Origin of the sequence: Streptomyces venezuelae (genome assembly GCF_008642315.1) — a bacterium.
GTDB classification, from domain to species: Bacteria; Actinomycetota; Actinomycetes; order Streptomycetales; family Streptomycetaceae; genus Streptomyces; species Streptomyces venezuelae_D.
Genome location: NZ_CP029192.1, coordinates 5,845,346 through 5,868,092, shown reverse-complemented (window position 1 = coordinate 5,868,092; position 22,747 = coordinate 5,845,346). Strand labels below are relative to the sequence as shown.

Annotated in this window: 18 protein-coding genes; 12 read left to right on the top strand and 6 right to left on the bottom strand. The window is 71.7% G+C overall.

All coding sequences use genetic code 11. The features are described from left to right. Window positions 1–98: 98 nt before the first annotated feature. Window positions 99–692, top strand: coding sequence for a TetR family transcriptional regulator (locus DEJ48_RS25725; RefSeq protein WP_150218625.1), 594 nt, complete (start codon window positions 99–101; stop codon window positions 690–692). A 118-nt stretch (window positions 693–810) separates the two neighbouring features. On the opposite strand, the gene DEJ48_RS25720 is transcribed toward DEJ48_RS25725, so the two are convergent. Genes DEJ48_RS25720 through DEJ48_RS25710 form a run of 3 tightly spaced genes read right to left on the bottom strand, consistent with a single transcriptional unit; the run spans window position 811 to window position 3,805 of the window. Beyond that, window positions 811–1,047, bottom strand: coding sequence for a hypothetical protein (locus DEJ48_RS25720; protein WP_055569298.1), 237 nt, complete (start codon window positions 1,045–1,047; stop codon window positions 811–813). Window positions 1,048–1,067: 20 nt separating this feature from the next. Continuing rightward, window positions 1,068–3,569 (bottom strand): 4-alpha-glucanotransferase, encoded by a 2,502-nt coding sequence (malQ, locus tag DEJ48_RS25715; protein ID WP_150218624.1) that lies wholly within the window; start codon window positions 3,567–3,569, stop codon window positions 1,068–1,070. Beyond that, on the bottom strand, window positions 3,569–3,805 hold the full coding sequence (locus DEJ48_RS25710) for a hypothetical protein (RefSeq protein ID WP_150167796.1): 237 nt from the start codon (window positions 3,803–3,805) through the stop codon (window positions 3,569–3,571). Before DEJ48_RS25710 ends, malQ begins: the two co-directional genes overlap by 1 nt. A 384-nt stretch (window positions 3,806–4,189) precedes the next feature. On the opposite strand from DEJ48_RS25710, the gene DEJ48_RS25705 reads away from it, so the two are divergent. Further along, a complete protein-coding gene (locus DEJ48_RS25705) occupies window positions 4,190–7,159 on the top strand; it encodes a beta-N-acetylglucosaminidase domain-containing protein (protein WP_150218623.1) in 2,970 nt (989 codons plus the stop codon). Window positions 7,160–7,246: 87 nt separating this feature from the next. On the opposite strand, the gene DEJ48_RS25700 is transcribed toward DEJ48_RS25705, so the two are convergent. Beyond that, entirely contained in the window at window positions 7,247–7,783 is a 537-nt protein-coding gene (locus tag DEJ48_RS25700; RefSeq protein ID WP_150184145.1) for an HNH endonuclease, read from the bottom strand. 339 nt (window positions 7,784–8,122) lie between these two features. On the opposite strand from DEJ48_RS25700, the gene DEJ48_RS25695 reads away from it, so the two are divergent. Next, window positions 8,123–9,205, top strand: a complete 1,083-nt coding sequence (locus DEJ48_RS25695) for a mechanosensitive ion channel family protein (protein ID WP_150218622.1) — start codon at window positions 8,123–8,125, stop codon at window positions 9,203–9,205. Window positions 9,206–9,226: 21 nt separating this feature from the next. On the opposite strand, the gene DEJ48_RS25690 is transcribed toward DEJ48_RS25695, so the two are convergent. Continuing rightward, window positions 9,227–9,715 (bottom strand): TrmO family methyltransferase, encoded by a 489-nt coding sequence (locus tag DEJ48_RS25690; RefSeq protein ID WP_223832202.1) that lies wholly within the window; start codon window positions 9,713–9,715, stop codon window positions 9,227–9,229. Beyond that, on the bottom strand, window positions 9,618–10,769 hold the full coding sequence (locus tag DEJ48_RS25685) for a multiprotein-bridging factor 1 family protein (RefSeq protein WP_150218621.1): 1,152 nt from the start codon (window positions 10,767–10,769) through the stop codon (window positions 9,618–9,620). Before DEJ48_RS25685 ends, DEJ48_RS25690 begins: the two co-directional genes overlap by 98 nt. Window positions 10,770–12,274: 1,505 nt before the next feature. Between DEJ48_RS25685 and DEJ48_RS25680 the strand changes: the two genes are divergently transcribed. The 9 genes from DEJ48_RS25680 to DEJ48_RS25635 all read left to right on the top strand — a co-directional run bounded on the left by DEJ48_RS25680 (window position 12,275) and on the right by DEJ48_RS25635 (window position 22,706). Continuing rightward, window positions 12,275–12,928 carry a DUF4232 domain-containing protein gene (locus DEJ48_RS25680; RefSeq protein ID WP_150218620.1) on the top strand — a complete coding sequence of 218 codons (654 nt, stop codon included), beginning with the start codon at window positions 12,275–12,277 and terminating at the stop codon, window positions 12,926–12,928. Window positions 12,929–13,177: 249 nt separating this feature from the next. After that, window positions 13,178–14,353, top strand: coding sequence for an ROK family transcriptional regulator (locus DEJ48_RS25675; RefSeq protein ID WP_150218619.1), 1,176 nt, complete (start codon window positions 13,178–13,180; stop codon window positions 14,351–14,353). Between the two features lie 73 nt (window positions 14,354–14,426). After that, window positions 14,427–15,767: an ABC transporter substrate-binding protein gene (locus tag DEJ48_RS25670; protein WP_150218618.1), complete on the top strand. Its 1,341-nt coding sequence runs from the start codon at window positions 14,427–14,429 to the stop codon at window positions 15,765–15,767. A gap of 52 nt (window positions 15,768–15,819) precedes the next feature. After that, the gene (locus DEJ48_RS25665) at window positions 15,820–16,755 is read left to right on the top strand and encodes a carbohydrate ABC transporter permease (protein WP_150218617.1); all 936 of its coding nucleotides are present in this window, start codon (window positions 15,820–15,822) and stop codon (window positions 16,753–16,755) included. A gap of 36 nt (window positions 16,756–16,791) precedes the next feature. Further along, complete coding sequence (locus DEJ48_RS25660; RefSeq protein WP_150218616.1) at window positions 16,792–17,706, top strand: carbohydrate ABC transporter permease; 915 nt, start codon at window positions 16,792–16,794, stop codon at window positions 17,704–17,706. 8 nt (window positions 17,707–17,714) lie between these two features. Beyond that, on the top strand, window positions 17,715–18,980 hold the full coding sequence (locus DEJ48_RS25655) for a 6-phospho-beta-glucosidase (RefSeq protein WP_150218615.1): 1,266 nt from the start codon (window positions 17,715–17,717) through the stop codon (window positions 18,978–18,980). Beyond that, entirely contained in the window at window positions 18,971–19,966 is a 996-nt protein-coding gene (locus DEJ48_RS25650; RefSeq protein WP_150218614.1) for an N-acetylglucosamine kinase, read from the top strand. The genes DEJ48_RS25655 and DEJ48_RS25650 overlap by 10 nt, the downstream gene beginning before the upstream one ends. A gap of 203 nt (window positions 19,967–20,169) precedes the next feature. Further along, window positions 20,170–21,654, top strand: coding sequence for a hypothetical protein (locus DEJ48_RS39835; RefSeq protein ID WP_411757480.1), 1,485 nt, complete (start codon window positions 20,170–20,172; stop codon window positions 21,652–21,654). 50 nt (window positions 21,655–21,704) lie between these two features. Beyond that, window positions 21,705–22,706 carry a glutamate ABC transporter substrate-binding protein gene (locus tag DEJ48_RS25635; protein ID WP_150218612.1) on the top strand — a complete coding sequence of 334 codons (1,002 nt, stop codon included), beginning with the start codon at window positions 21,705–21,707 and terminating at the stop codon, window positions 22,704–22,706. Window positions 22,707–22,747: the final 41 nt, after the last annotated feature.

Below are 22,747 nucleotides of genomic sequence, written 5' to 3'. Positions count from 1 at the left end.
CAGCCTCCTGAATGCCCACACGTGTTAGTCAACGCTTGTTGGCCAACGTAGATCCGCGGCTATGGACTGTCAACAGTCGTTGACCTACGTTTGTCGGCATGACCGAGAGAGCTCCCGACGCCCCCGACGCCGACCTGCCGCCCCGCCGCTCCGACGCGACCCGCGCCGGCATCCTCTCCGCGGCCCGCGAGCGCTTCGCCACGGACGGGTATGAGCGTGCGACGATCCGCGCCATCGCCAAGGACGCCCGTATCGACCCCGCGATGGTGATGCGCTACTACGGCAACAAGGAGCAGCTCTTCGCCGCCGCCACCTCGGTCGACCTGCGCCTGCCGGACCTGTCCCAAGTGCCGAGGGAGGAGGTGGGAAGGGCGCTCCTGACGCATTTCCTCAGCATCTGGGAGGGCGACAAGATCCTCACCGCGCTGCTTCGGGTGGGCATCACCAATGAGGCGGGGGCAGAGCGCATGCGGACCGTCTTCGGCGAGCAACTGCTGCCGGTCGCGCTCGCGGTCTGCCCCGACCCGGCCCAGGCGCCGACGCGGGCGGCGCTCTGTGCCGCGCAGGTGCTGGGCCTCGCCATGACGCGGTACGTGCTGCGGTTCCCGCCGTCGGCGGCGCTGACACGGGAGGAGATCACGGACTGGCTGGCGCCGACGCTCCAGCGCTATCTGACGGCCGAGCAGCCGTGAGCGGGTGAACGCGCAAGCACGCCGAGGGCACCCTCGGGCAACGTCCGTACGGAGTACGGGGGACGTCGCCCGAGGGTGCCCTCGGCGTGAAAGTGGTGCGGGAGTGAGAGAGGGCCGGTCAGCCCTGCTTCTGCTGCTTCCGGGACTTGTCGCCGACCATCACGAGGCCCGCGATCACCAGGAACAGCACGATGGGCGCGGCGACGTACAGGCCGAGCGTGTCGATGACGCTCAGGCCGGGGCCCGGGTCGTCACCGTCGTCGCGCGCCGCGAACGCGGGGGACGACATGAGCAGCATCATCAGCGTCGTGCCGGAGGCCAGGGCGCCGGCGCGCAGTGCGTTCTTCTTGTCCACGGTGCCAACGTAGCGAACTCCTAAACGGGGTGCGCGCCCGGGGGTGCCGTACGGGCGCTTTCACCCGGCCCGTCCCCTCGCCGCACCCTCTCCCGGAACACCGCCATGAGGGCGTGCAGGCGCGGGGAGGCGGCCAGGTCTTCCAGGGTGACGGGGTGTCCGGCGGCGTCGGCGACGGGCAGCCGCCAGTTGGGGTACTGGTCCCAGGTGCCGGGGAGGTTCTGCGGGCGGCGGTCACCGACGGCGTCGGGGAGCCAGATGCCGATCATGCGGGCCGGGGTGGCGAGCAGGAAGCGGTGCACGGCGCGGATCTCGTCCTCCTCGCACCCGACGCCGTCGGACAGCATCCCGAGCCGGGAGAGCACCCCCAGCCATTCGTGCACGTCCGCGGCCGCCTCCGCCCGCTCATGCGCGAGGGGCCGGGTCAACAGGCCTAGGTCGTGGCGGAGTTGGACGTGCTCGCCGGTGAGGCGGGCGGCGGTGGGCGGCAGGTCGTGCGTGGTGGCGGTGGCCACGCAGTCGGCGCGCCAGGCACCGGCGGGGAGCGGGCGGCCCGTGCCCTCCCAGTCCCGTTCGAACCAGAGCACGGAGGTGCCGAGCACGCCGTGCTCGCGCAGGGTCTCGCGGACGCCGGGCTCGACGGTGCCGAGGTCCTCGCCGATGACGAGGGCGTCGGCGCGGTGTGCCTCCAGGACGAGGACGGCGAGCATCGCCTCGGCGTCGTAGTGGACGTACGTCCCCTCGGTGGGCTCGCGGCCCTCGGGGACCCACCACAGCCGGAACAGGCCCATGACGTGGTCGATGCGGAGCGCGCCCGCGTTGCGGAGCAGGCCGCGCAGGAGGGCGCGGTACGGGGCGTACCCGGACTCGGCGAGCCGGTCGGGGCGCCACGGCGGCAGGCCCCAGTCCTGGCCGCGCGCGTTGAAGGCGTCCGGCGGGGCGCCGACCGACATGCGCGGGGCGAAGTGCCGCTGCTGGGCCCAGGCGTCGGCGCCGCCCGGGTGCACGCCCACCGCGAGGTCGTGCACGAGGCCGATGTCCATGCCCGCTTCCCGCGCGGTGCGCTGGGCGGCGGCCAGCTGGGTGTCGGTGAGCCAGGCGAGCCGGCAGTGGAAGTCGACGCGGTCCATCGCCTCGCGGCGGGCGCGGGCGGTGCCGGGCGAGGCCGGGTCGCGCAAGGCGGCCGGCCAGGAGTGCCAGTCGGGCCCGTGGATCTCGGCGAGCGCGTTCCAGGTGGCGTGGTCCTCCAGGGCGGCGCCCTGCTCGGCGAGGAAGGCGTCGTACGCGGCGCTGCGGCCGGGGCCGAGGGGCACCTCGCGGAGCAGTACTTCCAGGGCTTCGCGCTTGAGGGCCCAGACCGCGTCGCGGTCGATGAGCGCGCCCTGCCGGAGCACGGCGTCCCGCAGCAGTCCGGCCGTCCGGCACAGCCCGTCGACCCGCTCGCGGGCCTCGCCCGTCAGGTACGCGTACTCGGGGACGGCCTCGACGCGCAGGTGTACGGGGTCGGGGAACCGGCGGGACGAGGGGCGGTACGGGGAGGGGTCGCCGCCGGGACCTTCCGGCGGGCTCGGCACGGCGGCGTGCAACGGATTGACCTGCACGAAGCCGGCCCCGAGGGTGCGCCCGGCCCAGGCGGAGAGCTCGGTGAGATCGCCGAGGTCGCCCATGCCCCAGGAGCGCTGGGACAGCAGTGAGTAGAGCTGGACGAGCAGCCCGTGCGTGCGCCGCCCCGGCGTCTTGACGCGCCGGGGAGCGACGATGAGCCATGCGGCCTCGCCGCCGCCGTCCGGGCCTGGCTGCGGGGCGGCACCCGGCTGCGGGGCGGCACCCGCGCTCGGAGCGGCGCTCACGCCCGGAGCGGCACTCGCACTCGGAGCGGCACCCGCGCTCGAAGCGGCACCCGGCCGCGGAGCCGTGCCCGGCCGTGGAGCGGCACCCGCACCCGGAGCGCCACCCGCGCTCGGGGCGGCACCGGGCCGCGGAGCCGTGCCCGACCGTGAAGCCGCGCCCGGCCGTGGAGCGGCACCCGCACCCGGAGCGCCACCCGCGCTCGAAGCGGCACCCGCGCTCGGAGCGGCGCTCACGCTCGGAGCAGCGCCCGGCCGCTGAGTCGTGCCCGGCCGTGGAGCCGTGCCCGGACCCGGGTCCCGGCTCCCTGCGCGGAGCCGGTGGATGCCCGGGGGCAGCGTCTCGGGGAGCGTGTCCGTCGGCGCCTCCCACTCGACCGCCGCGCCGCCGTCCTCCGGCTCCACCCGCACCCACGTCCCCGGCGGCAGCGCCGCGAGGGGCGGGGGCAGGGGGCCGTCCGTCCATGCCACCACGGTCGGTGGCAGCAGACGGGCGGCCCGCTCCGCCTCGCGCGCCGTCAGCGCCGCCCGGACCGCCTGCGGGGTGCTCGCGTCCACACCCAGCGCGGCCAGGGCGGCGATCACCGCGGTGTCGGTGGCGGGGACGGTGCGCCCCGGAGACGGGGAGTAGGAGGTGGCCACGCCGTACGAAGCGGCCAGCCGGGAAAGGGGCATCAGACCCCCATGAAGTCCAGGCCCGACGCGGTGCCGGTGGAGGTCGGCTCGCTGGTCAGCGGGGCGGCGTCGGCGAGTGGCGGCTCGCTGGTCAGCGGCGCCGCGTCGGCGAGCGGGGGCTCGCTGGTGAGGGGCGGCTCGATGCAGCCGCAGGAGCAGGAGCCGTCGAGGCCCGAGTCGGGGTGGGAGACCTGTTTGGAGAGCGCGGACAGCAGAAGATTCGCGGAAGCGGCCACGTGGGAGCTCCTTTTCAGGGGGCAGGTCTCGGCAGCCCTACCCAGTGCGCGGGCGCGCAGACGTATACGGTGCCACAACGTGACCCTGGTCACACCCCTTTCCCGGTACGGAAGTTGTTGCAGCGGGGCCGCACCCGCCCCGGAAGATCGGGCTCCAGCTCCTCGGCGGCCGGGAAGATGTCCGCGCCGACGGAACCGGTCGCGGGCCCGCGACAGACCTTCCCCCCTACCCCCTCCATCCCCCGATTCGCGCAGGTTCCGCGAAGAATCCCCCACGCGACACCCCCTCCCGTTGACACTCCCGCCGCCTCAGTGGTGGGCTCACTTGCACAGGTGACGCGAGGGACCGCAAGGACCTCAGGGACACAGACAGGGGCAAGGGCCGTGCAGTTGCGGCGCAGGAAGGGCGCGGCCGCCGTCGCGGTCGCCGTGATCGCAGGGGCACTCGGCGGCGCACCCGGTGCCCTCGCGAACCCGGGAGCGCCCGGCGGCCCCGGTGCCCCCGTCACCCTCCCGGACGGCGACACCACGACGGGCTCCCGCCTCCCCTCCGTCTGGCCGCGCCCCCAGTCGATGACGGCCTCGGGCACCGCCGTCACGATCGGCGACGACGTCGTCCTCGTCGTCCCGCACGGCGACCACGGCGACCACGACCCGTACGCCGTGAAGGCCCTGCGCGACCACCTCCACGCCACCGGCGCCCGGCGCGTCACCGAGGTGCGCGACGGCGACCCGCTGCCCACGGGCACCGCCCTCGTCGTACGGGCCGGAGGCGTCGGCGCCGACCGGGCGCTGCGCTCCCTCGGGGCCCGCGAGCGCGGCGACCTGCCGAGGGGCGGGTACCGGCTCGCCGTCGGACGCGTCGACGGACGGGACACCGTCGCCCTCGCGGGCACCGGCGAGGACGGCCTCTTCCACGGCGTGCAGACCCTGCGGCAGCTCACCGGCACCGGCACCCCGGCCGCCTCCCGCACCGTCCCCGGCGTCCAGATCCGCGACTGGCCCGGCACCGCCGTGCGCGGCCTCACCGAGGGGTTCTACGGCACGCCCTGGACCCGTGAGCAGCGCCTCGCCCAACTCGACTTCATGGGCCGCACCAAACAGAACCGGTACCTCTACGCCCCCGGCGACGACCCGTACCGCCAGGCCCGCTGGCGCGAGCCCTACCCCGCGGACCAGCGCGCCGACTTCCGCGCCCTGGCCAGGCGTGCCGAGGCCAACCACGTCACGCTCGCCTGGGCCGTCTCCCCGGGCCAGGCCATGTGTCTGTCGTCCGACCGGGACGTCAGGGACCTCACCCGCAAGATCGACGCGATGTGGGCGCTCGGCGTGCGCGCCTTCCAGCTGCAGTTCCAGAACGTCAGCTACAGCGAATGGCACTGCGAGCAGGACGCCGAGCGGTTCGGCTCGGGCCCGGAGGCCGCGGCGAAGGCGCAGGCCCGGGTCGCCGACGCGGTAGCCGCGCATCTGGCCGCGCGCCACCCGGGCGCCGAGCCGCTCTCCCTCATGCCGACGGAGTACTTCCAGGACGGCACGACGGAGTACCGCGCGGCGCTGTCGAAGGCGCTGGACCGCCGGGTCGAGGTGGCGTGGACGGGCATCGGCGTGGTCCCGCGCACCATCACGGGGCGCGAGCTCGCCGGCGCCCGCGAGGCGTTCGGCCCGCACCCGCTGGTCACGATGGACAACTATCCCGTCAACGACTTCGCGCAGGACCGTATCTTCCTCGGCCCCTACACCGGCCGCGAGCCCGCCGTCGCCACCGGCTCGGCCGCCCTCCTCGGCAACGCCATGGAGCAGCCCTCCGCCTCCCGCATCCCCCTCTTCACGGCCGCCGACTACGCCTGGAACCCGCGCGCCTACCGCCCCCACGAGTCCTGGCTCGCCGCCATCGACGACCTCGCGGGCGGCGACCCGAAGGCGCGGGGCGCGCTGCGGGCCCTCGCGGGCAACGACGCGTCGTCCGTGCTCGGCGCCGACGAGTCCGCGTACCTGCGCCCGCTCATGGACGGCTTCTGGGACGCCCGTACGACGAAGGACCGGGCACGGAACGAGCGTGCCGCGAACGCGCTGCGCGCCGCCTTCACCGTGATGCGCCAGGCCCCGCGGCGGCTGGCCGACAGCGAGCTCGACGGCGAGGTGCGCCCCTGGATCGACCAGTTGGCGCGCTACGGCGAGGCGGGCGAGACGGCGGTCGACCTGCTGGCCGCGCAGTCCGCCGGCGACGGCGCGGCCGCCTGGCGCGGCTCGCGCGCCCTGACGAAGCTCCGCGAGGAGCTGAAGCGGAGCGGCGTCACCGTCGGCGAAGGCGTCCTCGACCCGTTCCTCGCGCGGACGCAGCAGGCGTACGCGGACTGGGCGGGGACGGACGAGAAGCAGGCGTCGCAGGGCCCGACGGCCCGTTTCGGCCGCGACCGCGCGCTGGCCGCGGTGACGGCGCTGACCGACCCCGGCGCCGAGGGCACGGTCGAGGCGCACGTTCCGGGCAAGGGCTGGCAGCGGGTCGGCGTACTGTCACGGGCCGGCTTCACCGAACTGAACCTCACGAAGGACCACAGGGGTCTGCGCGCCGACGCGATCCGCACCACCGCCCGTGACGGCTCCGTCCACCACCTCGTCCCCTGGTTCGCCGACACCCCCGACGCGCGCCTGTCGCCGTCCCGCACCGAGGCCGACGCGGAGATCGGCGGAGGCCCGCTGCGGATCTCGGCGAAGCTGCGTTCGCTGCGCCCCGGCGACGTCACCGGGACGCTCCGCGCGAAGGCGCCGAGGGGCATCGAGGTGAAGGTCCCCGGCACGGCGACGTCCGTGCCGCGCGGAACGGAGGTCGACGTACCGGTGGAGATCACGGTCCCCGCGGGCACGCGCCCGGGAACATACGACATCCCCCTGACCTTCGGGGCCTTCGGCGACGACACCCGCACGGTCTCCGTCCACGCCTTCCCGCGCACGGCCGGGCCCGACCTGACGCGCGGCGCGAAGGCGTCGTCGTCGGGCGACGAGACGAAGGACTTCCCCGCGTCGGCGGCGATCGACGGCGACCCGAAGACCCGCTGGTCGTCCCCGGCCGAGGACGGCGCGTGGTGGCAGGCGGAGCTCGCGGGGCCGGTCAGGCTCGGCCAGGTCGTGCTGCGCTGGCAGGACGCGTACGCGACCGGTTACCGCGTGCAGACGTCGGCCGACGGCAGGACCTGGCGGACGGCGGCGACCGTGCGGGACGGCAGGGGCGGCCGTGAGTCGGTCCGCATGGACGCGCGCGACACCCGCTTCATCCGCGTGCAGGGCGACAAGCGGGCCACGCGCTTCGGCTACTCGCTCTGGTCCGTGCAGGCGTACGCGGTCGCTGACAAGTAGCGACCGCCACGCGTCCGCCGTACGCGTACTCCACGTACGGCACCGTACGTACACGTACCGACGTACAACAAAGGCCCGGATCGTTTGCTAGGCGGAAATGCCGTCGATCCGAGCCATCGCGTCGTCCGCGCCGAACGGCTGCAAGTACGGCAGCCAGCGCGGATCCCTATGTCCGGTCCCGATGATGCGCCACGCGAGGCCCGAGGGCGGCGCGGGCTTGTGCCTCAGCCGCCAGCCGAGCTCCATGAGGTGCCGGTCGGCCTTGACGTGGTTGCAGCGGCGGCACGAAGCCACCACGTTGTCCCAGGCGTGCTGGCCGCCTCGGCTCTTCGGAATGACGTGGTCGACGCTGGTTGCGACGCCACCGCAGTACATGCACCGGCCGCCGTCACGGGCGAACAGCGCCCGCCGGGTCAGCGGGACGGGCCCTCGGTAGGGGACCCGGACGAACCGCTTGAGGCGGACCACGCTGGGTGCGGGGACGGTGCGCGTTGCGCTGTGCATGAAGGCGCCGGATTCCTCGAGGCAGAGAGCCTTGTTCTCCAGGACGAGGACGAGCGCGCGGCGGAGCGGTACGACGCCGAGGGGCTCGTACGACGCGTTGAGGACCAGGACATGCGGCACGGATGCCTCCTATTACGCCGGCGGCGCGTGGCTCGCGCCGGGACGATCTGCTGCCAGTCTCCCCTCATGCCTGGTCGTAGCGCCAGCATGTCCCCGTAACGGCCTTGAAGTGTTTTCGACCACAGGGGGCACGGCACGGGGACGGCAATCGGTTCTCCTGGGCACTTCCCCAGGTGAGCACCGTGGTGACCACCGTCTCTCCCCCGAACATCACAACGATCCACACACGATGCCCCGTTAGTGTGGTGAGTCTGCCCGGTCCCCCCGGTTCCGCTTCGATGGCGGTCCTTGGCGGTCCTTCGTTCGCCGGGCAGGCCGCGATACCTGGAGGTACCTGCCGTGTTCCTGTCCGTCCTGTCGGCAGCCGGAACGGACCCTGACGACCCGCAAAAGTCCAAGCCGCCCACGCTCGAGGACGCTCAGGAGAGCGCCACGAACGCGGCGAGCTGGGTCGAGCAGAACTGGTCCACGTGGCTCGGCATCGGCCTGCGCATCGTGCTCATCGTCGCGATAGCGGTGGTCCTGCGCGTCCTCGTCCGCCGCGCCATCACCAAGCTGATAGACCGCATGAACCGCACGGCGCAGGCCGTGGACGGCACCGCGCTCGGCGGACTCCTGGTGAACGTGGAGCGCCGCCGCCAGCGTTCGCAGGCGATCGGCTCGGTCCTGCGCTCGGTGGCCTCGTTCCTGATCCTCGGCACGGCCGGGCTGATGGTCCTCGGCACCTTCGAGATCAACCTGGCGCCGCTGCTCGCGTCCGCCGGTGTGGCGGGCGTCGCGATCGGTTTCGGCGCGCGCAACCTCGTCACCGACTTCCTGTCCGGCGTCTTCATGATCCTGGAGGACCAGTACGGCGTCGGCGACTCGATCGACGCGGGTGTCGCGTCGGGCGAGGTCATAGAGGTCGGCCTGCGCGTCACGAAGCTGCGCGGCGACAACGGCGAGATCTGGTACGTCCGCAACGGCGAGGTCAAGCGCATCGGCAACCTCTCCCAGGGCTGGTCCACCGCGGGCGTCGACGTGACGGTCCGCCCGGACGAGGACCTGGACAAGGTGAAGGCGACGCTGGCGGAGGTCGGCGAGGCCATGGCGAAGGACGAGCCGTGGAACGAGCGGCTGTGGGGCCCGGTGGAGATCCTGGGCCTGGACAGCGTCCTGCTCGACTCGATGGTGATCCGCGTCTCGGCCAAGACGATGCCGGGGAAGTCCCTGGGCGTGGAGCGGGAGCTGCGCTGGCGCATCAAGCGGGCGTTCGACGAGGCGGGCATCCGCATCGTGGGCGGCCTGCCTCTGGCGGTCCAGGAGGACGCGGCGGACCCCTCGGCGGCAGTCGCCGCCCCCTCCGCCTACGCCTCGGCGACATCCCCCCAGTCCCTGGCGGCATCCCCGATACCGCCGCCCCCGCCGAACCTGGCGAAGTAACCGCCACTCCCGGGTACGTCCTCAGGGCCGGAAGTACTCCGCCATCACCGGCTTCAGGTCGACGACGGGCGTACCCGACACCGCATCGAGCCCCACCACCGTCAGTTCCCGGCCTCGGACGGACTCGATGGCACAGCAGGTCACCCCGATGCGGTTGGGTCTGCGGGGGCCGCGGCCGGCGAAGATGCCGACGGGCGGGAGGTCGGGGCGGCCGCGGCAGGGGCGGGGTTCGAGGTGGCCGTCGGGCTCCGAGAACTGGTCGAAGACGAAAAGAACCTCCACGTGGGAGAACCCGTCCAGACCTTCCCGTTCCGCCCGGTGCCCAGAGGACTGCGAGGATCCGGTCTCAGGACTCCGGCACCCGCACCGGCCTGGACCGCGAAGGGGAACCGGCGCTTCTCCGTATCTGGGACTACTGCTCCATGGCAGTAAGTCCTTGGTACGCCTCTCGCAGCTCCGCCGCCTCCGGCAGAGCGCGTGACTCGACGGCTTGGACGACCTCCAGCGCACGCCAGTGGTTCGAGGGAACGACCTTGCCGCTGAGGATGGCCTTCTGCACTGAGTCGCACGCTTCGTCCATCCGGCCCTCCGCGACCAGGACCAGCCCCAGATCGATGTTGGCCGATGCCACCCGCCTGGGCCAGCAGGCGACGTCGTCGCTCGGGCTCAGGCGCTTGATCACTTCGCGCGCGTACGGTTCCGCTGCCGCTTCCCCCAGCCACGCCAGGGTTGTTGCGGTGTACGACAGGGCTTTGCCGGGGTCGTAGCGGTAATGGTGCTCGGGGCTCTCCGGCGTGCCCGAGGCCGCCGAGAAGGCCTGCACTCTCTCCACCGCCGAGTAGGTTTCCCGGCTGTTGCCGAGCCGCGCCTGTGCCCTGCCTTCTTGCGCGGTCGCCTGGATCAGCGCGGACGACCTGGGCGGGGCGGCTGTCTGGGCAACGCGGGAAAGTTCCAGGGCCCGGACGTGGTCCCCCTCGGTGAGCACGCGCCACGCGTCCGTCTCGAAGCACCACGCTTCGATCTCGGGGACGCCCGCCTCTCGGGCGAGAGCTGCCGCGGTCTGAAGCCGTGCGGTAGCAGCGCCCTCCTGCTTCAGGTCGATGTGCAGCGTGGCACCGAGCAGCGAGAGCCAGCCGCCGACGACGAGCAGGCGCCGGTGTTCGGCAAGCGTCTTCTTGGCACCGAGGAGCTGGACGACGTAGGCCGAGTGCCTTCGTACCCCTCTCAGCAAGTCACCCGGCTCGGATCTGGGGTAAGCCATGGCGAGGTCATCGAAGGTTCGCTCCAGTCGGCTCAGCGTGGCGGGGCCGACGTCGCTGGCCTGGACACGACGCACCAACTCCCATGCGTCCATCTCGTCATCGTGCGGGCACGCGTCCTCTGTGGTGAGTGACAGACCGAGCAGTTCATTCACGGCCTGGACCAGTTCACCGGACGGCGCCTGCTTGCCGCTGATGACGCGGCTCAAGTAGGCAACGTCGTAGTGGAGCTCCTTGGCCGCGCCCCGGAGACTCATCCCCCGGCCCCTCAAAGCCTTGCGTACCTGGTCCCCGAAATCGATCACGTTGCCGCTCCCGTTGACTGTTGACCAGAGCGTACGTCAACGCTGGTCAACTGCCCTGTGCCCGCGTCGAATCGGTTGGCTGGTCAGACGAGACTCTCGGTCACTTGCAGCGTGGCCCGGGAGCAGCCGACTGACGAGGAATCGACATGGCAGACATTACGAGTATTACGAGCCGCGCTCTGAACGTGGAAAGGGAAACCTCACCCCGACCGGTGAGCGCGGCGTTCGAATGGCTCGCGCGCGCCCAGCAAGAACCCCACCACGCACACCATGGGTGGCGGAAACAGGGCATCACGCTGTTGCCGCTCGGAACCCGGTTCAACTCCGTGTGCCTGTCGGCTCGTCTCGTCCACGCGGGCGTCGGTGCCGACGATCCGGAGGTCGTGACCGCGACGCTCGCCGAACTCCTCAACGGTCCGGTCATCCACTCTCGTCGCCGGGTGCGGACCGGCCCAACGTGCGCAGACGCGACGGTCGAAGTGCCGCCCTGGGCAGAGGCCCCGCGCCCCGGCCGCCCTCCGGCACCTACTTCTGAAAAGTTGCGAACCGACCCGGCGCGCGCCCCCTCCCCACACCCCACGCGCCGCCCCCGACGTCACCGATCTCAAGCATCCGGCGTGGCAAGCCCGCAGGCGAGGGGGCGCATGGGGGGTGGGGAGGGGGCGCGCGGCCAACCGATTCGCAACTTTCCGAAAGTAGGTGCCGGAGGGCAAGGCCCAGGCAGCCCACCGGCAGATCCACCCTCACTCCCACCCACGATGAGCCGGTCCGCACCCGGCAACGAAAGCGGCGGACCCGCCCCGAACCGTGAGGGCGACTCGCGTTGGGCCGGGCCGCACCCGGCAGCGCGAGCCGATGGCCCGAGCGGCGAGGCCGCCGCCGGACGGTGACGTCCACTCGCGTTGGGCCGGTCCGCACCCGGCAGCGAAAGGGGATGACCCATCCCAGCCGCCCCCGTCGGCCCCACCCCTGGCCGTCCGGGTCATGGTCAAGTCGCGGTGGAGGGGCGGGAGTCAAGGGTGGAGCGAAGCGGAATCGGCGAAGCCGACGCGTAGCGCAGCGGAGCGCCCTTTACTGCCGGCCCGGAACCGCCACACTCCGCAAAACCCCGGGCGGCCCCGGCAACCAACCGGCGCGGGCCCACCGAAGTTGCCGCCGAATCGCCGACCCGCCTCACGGTCAAGATCTACTGCGTCACGGATCTGTCCCAGCGGGGCGTGGGAGAGCGTGGACGCCCGGTGGGGCCGGGAGCCGGCGTTCCCGGCCCTCGCAGGCCCCCGCAGGCCCGCCCCACCCCCCGTACGACAGACATTCGTCCGGGATTCGGGGCCCCTCCGGGACCGCGACGCGTGTAACAGGGGTGTCTTAGCGCGGAGTTAGTTGGAACGGATGCGCGGTCCTGTTCGGTCCTGTTGGGCGTAACGCTCGCTCAGCGACTGCGACTGCGACAGCGACACCGCGCCGAGCAGCGCCCGGCACACCCCAACCGACTTGAGGAAAAGACAATGCGCGTTCGCAAGCTCACCTTCGTGGCCCTGGCCGTCGCCGCCGGCCTCTCGCTGACGGCCTGCAACGACGACGACGTCACGGGCCAGGGAGACACCTCCTCCGCGGCCTCCGAGTCCTCCTCGGGCGGCAGCGCGCCGGACGCCTCCGGCAAGGACGGCGGCACGAACGGCGGCAAGGACTCCGCCGGGAAGGGCGGCGCCAGCAGCGGCGGGCAGAGCGCGGACAACAAGGCGAACACGTGCCGTACCGACCGCCTCGACATCACCGCCCAGGACGCCACCATCGACGGCGACACGGAGGGCACCGTCGCCGTGACGTTCAAGAACGGCGGCAGCGACTGCGCCCTGAACGGATTCGCCGGCGTCGACCTGAAGACCAGCGCGGGCGCCCTCTCCGCCGAGCGCAGCGGCGGCGCGTCCGACCCGATGACCCTCAAGGCCGGCGAGTCCGTGTCCTTCGGGGTCACCTACCCGGTGAACGACTCCGGCGGCTCCGGCGTCAAGGTCAGCTCCCTCGTCGTGACGCCTCCCGGCGAGACCAAGTCGGTCAGCCTGCAGTGGCCGGGCGGCTCGCTGCCCGTCACGGACGGCTCCGGCACCTCCGTCAAGGTCGGCCCGATGGGCAGCGCCGGCCAGGGCGGGGCGAGCTGACCCGATCCAGGAACACCCCCTCCCCCGACACACGCCCGCGACCCCGCCCGGTCGCGGGCGTCGTGCGTTCCGGTGCGTCCGATGCACCCCGTGCAACACCCCCACCCCACAGGTAACGACTTGGTTGCCGGGGCGGCGCCCGCTATTGACGCCTCATTCACGCCAGCCGTACGGTCCTCACCAATTGGAAAGTTTCCTAACAGTTAGCGGCCGCCGTACCGTACGGGCAGCTGAGAGGCAGGTGTCGTGATGGCAACAGGCAGTACCCCGGGACCGGGTGCCCCCGGGACCCCCCGCGTCCTGCGCGCCATGAACGACCGCGCCGTACTCGACCTCCTGGTCGCGCACGGCCCCCTCACCCGTACCCGCATCGGCGAGCTGACCGGGCTCTCCAAGCCGACCACCTCGCAGCTGCTCGGCCGCCTCGAAGCCGCCGGGCTCGTCCACACCACCGGCAGCCTCAGCGGCCGACCGGGGCCCAACGCCCTGCTGTACGAGATCGACCCCGGCGCGGGACACGTCGCCGCCCTGTCCGCCGACCCCACGGGAATCACCGCCCTCGTCGCCGACATCACCGGCACCGTGCTCGGCAGGGAGCGCGTGGAGGCCGACGCCGTCGCCGAGGACGTCCGCCACCGCACCGCCCAGCTCGTCACAGAAGCCGTCGACGGCGCCCTGCGTCAGGCGGGGCTCGGTCACGAGGATCTGCGCGCCGCCGTCATCGGCACCCCCGGCGCCATCGACCCGCACACCGGCCAGCTGCGCTACGCCCCGCACCTGCCCGGCTGGCACTCGCGGACGCTGCGCGACGACCTCGCCGCCGTCCTCGGCACACCCGTCGACATCGAGAACGACGTGAACCTGGCCGCCGTCGCCGAGCAGTACGAAGGCGCCGCCCAGGACCACGACAACTACGTGCTGACCTGGCTCGACGAAGGCGTCGGCGCCGCCATCGTGCTCGGCGGCACCCTGCTGCGCGGCGCGACCGGCGGCGCGGGCGAGATCGGCTACATGCCGCTGCCCGGCGCCCCCCTGCTGCGCCGGAGCCCGGGTCAGCGGGGAGGCGGTGACGGTGGCTTCGAGAGCCTGGTCTCCGCGTACGTCGTACGGAAACTCGGTGGTGACGGGGCGACGCTGACCGATGTCTTCGCCGACGACTCCGCGCTCGACGAAGTCGCCCGCCGCATCGCCACCGGCATCGCCGCCGTCGTCGCCGTCGTCGACCCCGAACTCGTCGTGCTCTCCGGTTCCGTGGCCCAGGCGGGCGGCGACAAGCTGCGCGTCCGGGTCGAGGAGGAACTGACCGGCATCGCGCTGCCCCGCCCGCTGATCCGCATCAGCGAACTCGACGGCGACCCGATCCTCACCGGCGCACTCCGCCAGGCCCTGACCCAGGCCCGCGACCAGGTCTTCGACACGGGCTGAGGGCCCCTCGGCACCGCACCACCCCCGACCTCCCGCTCCCCTTCCCTCTCCTCCCCCGCAAAGGAAGTCCGCCATGCCGCGATGGCGCATGCCCACCTGCGCGTCCGCGGCGCTCGCCGCAGCCGGCCTGTTGCTCTCCGGCTGCGCCAACCCGAGCGTCGGCAGCGCGAACGACGACCCGACGAAACCGGTCACCATCAAGTTCTGGCACGGCTGGGCCACACCCGGCGAGGTCAAGGCCGTGAACGACAGCATCGACCGGTTCGAGAAGCTGCACCCGAACATCGAGGTCAAAGCCACCGGGAACGTCTCCGACGAGACCATCAACCAGGCGCTGCGAGCCGGCGGCGACAAGGCACCGGACGTGGTGTCCTCGTTCACCACCAACAACGTGGGCCAGTACTGCGACTCCGGGATGTGGGCGGACCTCGATCCGTTCATGAAGAAGACCGGCCTCGACAAGCACAAGACGTTCCCCAAGACGCTGCTCGACTACACGAGCTACCGCGGCAACCAGTGCGCGCTGCCGCTGCTCGCGGACGCCTTCGGGATGTACTACAACAAGGACGCCTTCGACGAGGCCGGCATCGAGCGGCCGCCCCGCACGATGTCCGAGTTCGAGAAGGTCGCCAAGAAGCTGACCGTGCGGAGCGGGAAGGGCTCGTACAAGCGGGTCGGGTTCATGCCCAACTTCCGCTTCTACCAGAACAGCCCGGACCGGCTCTTCGCCCAGTGGGGCCCGAAGTACTTCGACGCCGACGGCGACTCACGGCTCGCCGACGATCCTTCGACGTACGAGTTCTTCAGGACCGCGACGCGGCTCGCGGACGCCCAGGGCGGGTTCGGCGACCTGGAGCGGTTCCGGATGACGTTCGGCGACGAGATGTCCAGCCAGAACGCCTTCCTGACCGAGAAGGTCGCCATGCACCTCGACGGCGAGTGGCGCGGGCTGATGCTGAAGGACGCGAAGGCCAAGTTCAACTGGGACGTGGCGCCGCTTCCCGTCCCCGACGATCAGGCGGAGACGTACGGGCGCGGCTTCATCACCGGCACCGTCGCCGGCATCGCGCACAGCAGCAAGCACCAGAACGCCGCGTGGGAGCTGGTGCGGTTCCTGACCGCGGACACCCAGCAGGTCGTGCACTTCGCGAACGCCATCCACAACGTGCCCTCCACGTTCGCGGCGCTCAAGTCGCCCGACCTGGATGCCGACCCGACGTTCCGGACCTTCTTCGACATCCTGGAGAACAAGCACAGCAAGGCCCTGCCGCCCTCCGTCAACGGCGGCGCGTACGTCGTCTCGCTGGGGGACTTCTCCTACGGCGTCGAGGCCGGGCGCACCCACGACCTGCGCAAGGGCCTGAAGAAGCTCGACGAGCAGATCGACGCCGACACCCTCCAGTCGAAGAGCTGACGAGCCGAAGAGCCGACGAGTTGCAGAGTTGATGAGCTGAGGACCCTGACCCATGGCATTGTCCCTGTCCAACCCCGCGCGCCGCCGCCTGCGCACGCTCGGGTTCCTGTCCCCCTGGCTGGTCGGCTTCAGCGTCTTCTTCGCGTACCCGCTGATCGCCACCGTCTACTTCTCCTTCATGCACTACAACCAGATCAAGGAGCCCACCTTCGTGGGCCTCAGGAACTGGACGTACGTGTTCGACCAGATGCCCCTGTTCTGGCCCGCCCTGCGGAACACCCTCTGGCTCGTCGTGATCATGGTGGCGGTGCGGGTGGTCTTCGGGCTCTCGCTCGGGCTGCTGATCACGAAGATCAAGACGGGGGCGGGGTTCTTCCGCACCGCCTTCTACATCCCGTACCTCGCGCCGCCGGTGGCCGCCACCGTCGCCTTCGTCTTCCTGCTCAACCCGGGCTCGGGGCCGGTGAACGAGATCCTCGGCTCCATGGGCATCTCCGGGCCCAACTGGTTCAACGATCCGGACACCGCCAAGCCCTCGCTCGTCCTGCTCTCCCTGTGGGGCATCGGCGACCTGATGGTGATCTTCATGGCCGCGCTGCTCGACGTACCGAAGGAGCAGTACGAGGCCGCCGAACTGGACGGCGCGGGGCCGTGGGCCAAGTTCCGCTACGTGACGTGGCCGTCGATCACGCCGATCGTGATGTTCGCGGTGGTCACGGGCGTCGTCCAGACCATGCAGTACTACACGCAGGCCCTGGTCGCGGGGAAGGTCGCCTCCGGCGTCAACATCGGACCCGGGTCCGTCATCCAGCCGGGATACCCCGACCACTCGACCCTCACGGTCCCCCAACTCGTCTACCAAATGGGCTTCCAGAACTTCAACACCGGCGCCGCGTGCGTGCTCTCGCTCGTGCTCTTCGCCATCGCCATGGCCGTGACGATGCTCCTGATGCGCAAGCGCTCCGGGCTGCTCGCGGCTGAGGACTGAGGACCGAGGAACAGGACCGAGGACTGAGGACTTTCGATGACTTCCACTACTCTCAGCGCGCCCGCGTCGGCGTCGACACCCGAACGGACCTCCCCGAACCGGGGGCCCGCCGCCGCCCGCGCCCGCCGCAAGCGGATCCTGCACTGGATCGCCGTGCACAGCGTCGCGATAGCCGTCGCGCTGCTGTTCCTGCTGCCGTTCGTCTTCGTCTTCCTCACGTCGGTGATGAGCGACTCGCAGGCCATGAGCGGCGACCTGTGGCCCGACTCCTGGCACTGGTCCAACTACAAGGCCGTGTTCGAGACGCCGGGCTTCCTGGACTGGTGGCGCAACTCGCTCATGTACGCGGGGCTCGGCACCCTCTTCACGGTCTGCTCGGCGATCCCCGTGGCGTACGCGCTCGCCAAGTTCCGCTTCCGCGGGCGGCGCACCGCGATGCTGCTCGTCATCTCGACGATGATGCTGCCGCCGCAGGTCATCGTCATTCCGATGTATTTGGTCTGGGCTCAGCAGTTTCATTTGTCGGGGACCCTGTGGCCGCTGATCATTCCGATGGCGTTCGGCGACGCGTACTCGATCTTCCTGCTGCGGCAGTTCCTGCTGACCATCCCCAAGGAGTACATCGAGTCGGCGAAGGTCGACGGGTGCGGTGAGTTCCGCACCATGGTGAAGATCGTGGTGCCGATGGCCAAGCCCGGCATCGCCGCCATCGCGCTCTTCCAGTTCTTCTACTGCTGGAACGACTACTTCGGCCCGCAGATCTACGCGGCGCAGAACCCCGGTGCCTGGACGCTCAGTTACGGCCTCGAGTCGTTCAAGAGCGCCCACGCCGTCAACTGGAACATGACCATGGCCGCGACGCTGCTCGTCATGGCCCCCGTCATCATCGTCTTCTTCTTCGCACAAAAGGCCTTCGTCGAAGGCGTCACCCTCACCGGAGTAAAGGGCTGAGAACCGATATGAAGCTCGCAGTGGTCGGCGGAGGGTCGACCTACACACCCGAACTCATCGACGGATTCGCGCGGTTGAGGGACAGCCTGCCGATCGAGGAGCTGGTCCTCGTCGACCCGGCGGCCGACCGCCTTGAGCTGGTGGGCGGCCTCGCGCGGCGCATCTTCGCCAAGCAGGGCCACCCGGGCCGCATCGTCACCACGTCCGATGTGGACGCGGGCGTCGCGGACGCCGACGCCGTGCTGCTCCAGCTGCGCGTCGGCGGGCAGGCCGCCCGCAACCAGGACGAGACGTGGCCGCTGGAGTGCGGCTGCGTCGGCCAGGAGACCACCGGCGCCGGCGGTCTCGCGAAGGCGCTGCGCACGGTGCCCGTCGTCCTCGACATCGCCGAGCGCGTGCGGCGCACCAACCCGAACGCGTGGATCATCGACTTCACCAACCCCGTCGGCATCGTCACGCGGGCGCTGCTGCAGGCCGGGCACAAGGCAGTCGGCCTGTGCAACGTCGCGATCGGCTTCCAGCGGAAGTTCGCGAAGCTCCTCGACGTCGCGCCCGGCGAGGTGCACCTGGACCACGTGGGCCTCAACCACCTGACGTGGGAGACGGGCGTACGCCTCGGGGGTCCGCAGGGCGACGACATCCTGCCCAGGCTGCTCGCCGAGCACGGGGACGCGGTCGCCGAGGACCTGCGCATGCCGCGCGCGATCGTCGACCGGCTCGGCGTCGTCCCCTCGTACTACCTGCGCTACTACTACCAGCACGACGCCGTCGTCGAAGAGCTGCGCACCAAGCCGTCGCGCGCCGCCGAGGTCGCCGAGATGGAGAAGCAGCTCCTGGAGATGTACGGCGACCCGGCGCTCGACGAGAAGCCGGAGCTGCTCGCCAAGCGCGGCGGCGCCTTCTACTCGGAGGCGGCCGTCGACCTCGCGGCCTCGCTGCTCGGCAACGGCGGCAGCCCCTACCAGGTGGTGAACACCGTCAACAACGGCACGCTGCCGTTCCTGCCCGACGACGCGGTCATCGAGGTGCAGGCCGCCGTGGACGGCTCGGGGGCGAAGCCGCTGTCCGTGCCGAAGCTCGACCCGCTGTACGCCGGGCTCATCGCGAACGTCACCGGTTACGAGGACCTGGCACTCCAGGCGGCCGTGCACGGCGGGCGCGAGCGGGTCTTCAAGGCGCTGCTCGCCCACCCGCTGGTCGGGCAGTACGCGTACGCGGAGCAGCTCACCGACAGCCTCATCGCGCACAACCGGGAGCACCTGGCGTGGGCGTAGGCACGAGCGTGCTCGCGATCGACGCGGGCAACAGCAAGACCGACGTCGCGGTGGTCGCGGCCGACGGCACGGTCGTCGGCACGGCCCGCGGCGGCGGGTTCCAACCGCCTCGGGTCGGCGTCGAGGCCGCGGTGGACATCCTGGCGGAGGCGGTGGCACGGGCCCTCGCGGAGGCGGGCGCCGACTCCGTCGGGCACGTGTCCGCCTGCCTCGCCAACGCCGATCTGCCCGTGGAGGAGCGGGAGTTGGCGGAGGCGCTGCGCCGACGCGCGTGGGGGCCCTCGGTCGACGTGCGCAACGACACCTTCGCGATCCTGCGCGCCGGGCTCCGCGAGGACGCAGAGCCGCGCGGGGTCGCCGTGGTCTGCGGCGCGGGCATCAACTGCGTCGGCATGCTCCCGGACGGGCGCACCGCCCGCTTCCCCGCCATCGGCCGCATCTCCGGCGACTGGGGCGGGGGCGGCGGCCTCGCGGAGGAGGCCCTCTGGTTCGCGGCGCGTGCCGAGGACGGGCGGGGCGAGCCGACCGCGCTGCGCGAGACGCTGCCCGCGCACTTCGGTCTTGCGTCCATGTACGCGCTGATCGAGGCGCTGCACCTGGGCCGTGTCGCCCCGGTGCGGCGGCACGAGCTGACGCCGGTCCTGTTCGCCACCGCGGCCGCGGGTGACGTCGTGGCCCGCTCGGTGGTGGACCGGATGGCGGAGGAGGTCGTCGCCATGGCGACGGTGGCCCTCGACCGGCTCGACCTGCTCGACGAGGAGGCTCCGGTGCTGCTCGGCGGCAGCGTCCTCGCCGCGCGCCACCCGCAACTGGACGACGGCGTGCGGGCGTTGCTCGCCGAGCGGGCGCCGAAGGCGGTGCCGCGGGTCGTCGCCGCACGTCCCGTGCTCGGCGCGGCGCTCCTCGGTCTCGATCACGTCGCGGCTCCGGCCGAGGTGTACGCGTGCGTGCGGGCCCATTACGAGGACGGCGCGCGCGTCGCCTGATGTGCTTCCCGCCCGCGCCGTGCGCGCGGGCGGGAACCGAACTCCCCCCAATCTCGTGTTCCAGAGCAGGGATACGCACAAGATCGAGTCAAGGCCTGTGCGGATGTCGGTCCCTGCGGCAATACTTGCGGCCGTACACTTCCCGCTCCGCGCGCGCCGGGCGGAGACCAGCGTCCGTTGACCGAGGGGGAGGTCGAGGCAAGGTGACACATCCGCCGAACGGCGGCGCGGTGCCGTCGGGCCCGCCCGCACAGGCACCGGCCGTGCCCGCGCAGGCTCCGCGGCGGCCCGCGCCGACGATGCCCACCGTGCCGCCCCAGGCGCCCGGGGCGCAGGCCGCGCCGCCCGCCGCCCCGCGCCGCACCGCCTGGTCCGAGGGTGTCGACCGGGTGCGGGCCGCGGCGACCACGGAGCCGGGCAGACTGCGGATCATCGGCGCGGTCCTCGCGCTGCTCGTCGTCGCGTTCGGCGCGGTCACCACCTGGCAGATGACGGAGCGCTCGGCCGCCGCGGACGACGTGCTGGGCCGCAGCCAGCCACTGAGCGCCGACGCGGCCGCCATCTACCGCTCACTGGCCGACGCCAACACCGCGGCGTCCAGCGGGTTCCTCGCGGGCGGCCAGGAGCCGGCCGCCGTCCGCGCGCGGTACGAGAAGGACATCGAGCGGGCCTCCGAGAAGCTGGCGACCGCCGCGTCGAACGCGGGCGCCGACTCGTCGTCCGCGACGGCGGTCGGCAAGCTGAACAGGCTGCTTCCCGAGTACACGGGCCTGATCGAGCGCGCCCGCGCCAGCAACCGCCAGGGCCTGCCGCTGGGCGGCGCCTATCTGCGGTACGCGAACGACAAGATGCAGACGCAGATGCTCCCGGCCGCCGAGAAGCTCTACAAGGCGGAGAACGAACGGCTCAGCTCCGACTACGGCAACGCCAAGCCGTACCCCTGGTTCGCGATCGCCCTCGGCGTGCTCGCGCTCGCCGCGCTCGGCTGGGCGCAGCACCGCAACTACCGCCGTACAAACCGGGTGTTCAACCACGGCCTGCTCGCCGCGACCGCGGCCGCCACGGTCGTGCTGCTCTGGCTCGTCGTCGGCCACACCTTCGCGCGCTCGGGTCTCAACGACTCGTACGACAACGGCGTGCGGTCCCTGAACGTCCTCAACGACGCCCGGATCAGCTCCCTGAAGGCGCGCGGCAACGAGAACCTGACGCTGGTCAGCCGCGGCGCCGAGACCACCGAGGTGGACGGCAAGTCGGAGGACAAGTTCGACGTCGCCTACCGGGCGCAGATGAAGCAGCTGGGCGGCGCCGACAGCGGTCTGCTCGGCGAGGCCGCCGACCTCGCCGACGACTCGGAGGGCGGGAACCCCGTCGCCGAGGCCGCGAAGAACGTGGGCGTCTGGAAGGACCGCCACCAGGTGGCCCGCTCCAGCGACGACTCCGGTGACTATCAGGGGGCGCTCGACAAGGTCATCGGCGCCAAGGCCGACGAGCCGACGGGCGAGTGCTTCGACAACGTGGACGCGGCCCTCGACCGGGCCCTGGCGCACGAGCAGCGCGAGTTCCAGCAGGCGGCGAAGGACGGCAGGGGCGCCATGAGCGGGCTCGCCGTCGGCGCCGCCGTCCTCGCGGTCCTCGCCGCGGCGGGCGCCGTCCTCGGCATCGGCCGCAGGCTTTCGGAGTACCGGTGAGGGGTTCGGAGCCGGTGACGGGTTCAGAGGTGAGAGGGGGCGCGCAGACGATGCGGACGCGACGCGGCACGGCCAGGCTGCGCGGCTGGGGCGGGGTGGGCGCGATGGGCCTCGCCTGCGCCGTCGCGGGATCGCTCGTCCTGGTGCTGCCGGACAGGGGCGACAGAGGCGACAGAGGCGACGACGGCGTACAGCGGGGCGGGCCCGGCTCGACGGTGGCGGCGCCCGCGCGTGCGGACGCCGACGACTGCAACGACCGCAGCCTGAGCCCCTCCTCCAAGGACGGCCCGACGATCGAGCAGATCAGGAACCGCCAAGTCAAGAAGCTCATCGTCGGCGTCGACCAGAACAGCTACCGGTGGGGCTACCGCGACCCGAACAAGAAGGGCGGCGAGCTGGAGGGCTTCGACATCGACCTCGCGCGCGAGATCGCCGAGGAGATCTTCGGCGACCGCGACGCCGTCGTCTTCCGCGCCATACCCACCAACGAGCGCATCCCCGCGATCCAGAGCGGCCAGGTGGACATGGTCGTCCGCACGATGACCGTCAACTGCGAGCGCCTGAAGGACGTCGACTTCTCCACCGGGTACTTCGAGACGGGCCAGCAGGTCCTCGCCCCGAAGAAGTCCGACATCACGGGGTACGACCCGTCGCTCACCGGCAAGAAGATCTGCAGCGCCTCCGGCTCCATCGCCGAGGACGAGCTCAAGAAGAAGAACTACTCCGCCGACATCTCCACCACCGTGCCCAACCAGCTGGACTGCCTGGTGCGGCTCCAGCTCGGCGAGGTGGACGCCGTGGTGACCGACAGCGCCCTCGCCGCGGGCCAGGCCGCGCAGGACCCGACGGTCGAGCTCAAGGGCAAGGAGCCGTTCACCACCGAGCACTACGGCGTGGCGATGAAGAAGGGCTCGGACGACCTGGTCCGCCGGGTCAACAAGGTCCTCGACGACTACCGCGACAACGGCGGCTGGCAGAAGTCCTACGACAAGTGGCTGAAGGAAGGCCTCGGCAAGTCCTCGGGCCCGCCGGCCCCCGAGTACCGGGACTGACCCGGAACCGACAACCGACCTGGTACGACTGGAGAGTTACG

Excerpts from the sequence above, each read along its gene's own strand:
- malQ (WP_150218624.1), bottom strand. The coding sequence starts at position 3,569 with ATGCCCCTTTCCCGGCTGGCCGCTTCGTACGGCGTGGCCACCTCCTAC.
- DEJ48_RS25675 (WP_150218619.1), top strand. The coding sequence starts at position 13,178 with ATGGCAACAGGCAGTACCCCGGGACCGGGTGCCCCCGGGACCCCCCGC.
- DEJ48_RS25660 (WP_150218616.1), top strand. The coding sequence starts at position 16,792 with ATGACTTCCACTACTCTCAGCGCGCCCGCGTCGGCGTCGACACCCGAA.
- DEJ48_RS25635 (WP_150218612.1), top strand. The coding sequence starts at position 21,705 with ATGCGGACGCGACGCGGCACGGCCAGGCTGCGCGGCTGGGGCGGGGTG.
- DEJ48_RS25680 (WP_150218620.1), top strand. The coding sequence starts at position 12,275 with ATGCGCGTTCGCAAGCTCACCTTCGTGGCCCTGGCCGTCGCCGCCGGC.
- DEJ48_RS25665 (WP_150218617.1), top strand. The coding sequence starts at position 15,820 with ATGGCATTGTCCCTGTCCAACCCCGCGCGCCGCCGCCTGCGCACGCTC.
- DEJ48_RS25725 (WP_150218625.1), top strand. The coding sequence starts at position 99 with ATGACCGAGAGAGCTCCCGACGCCCCCGACGCCGACCTGCCGCCCCGC.
- DEJ48_RS25655 (WP_150218615.1), top strand. The coding sequence starts at position 17,715 with ATGAAGCTCGCAGTGGTCGGCGGAGGGTCGACCTACACACCCGAACTC.
- DEJ48_RS25670 (WP_150218618.1), top strand. The coding sequence starts at position 14,427 with ATGCCGCGATGGCGCATGCCCACCTGCGCGTCCGCGGCGCTCGCCGCA.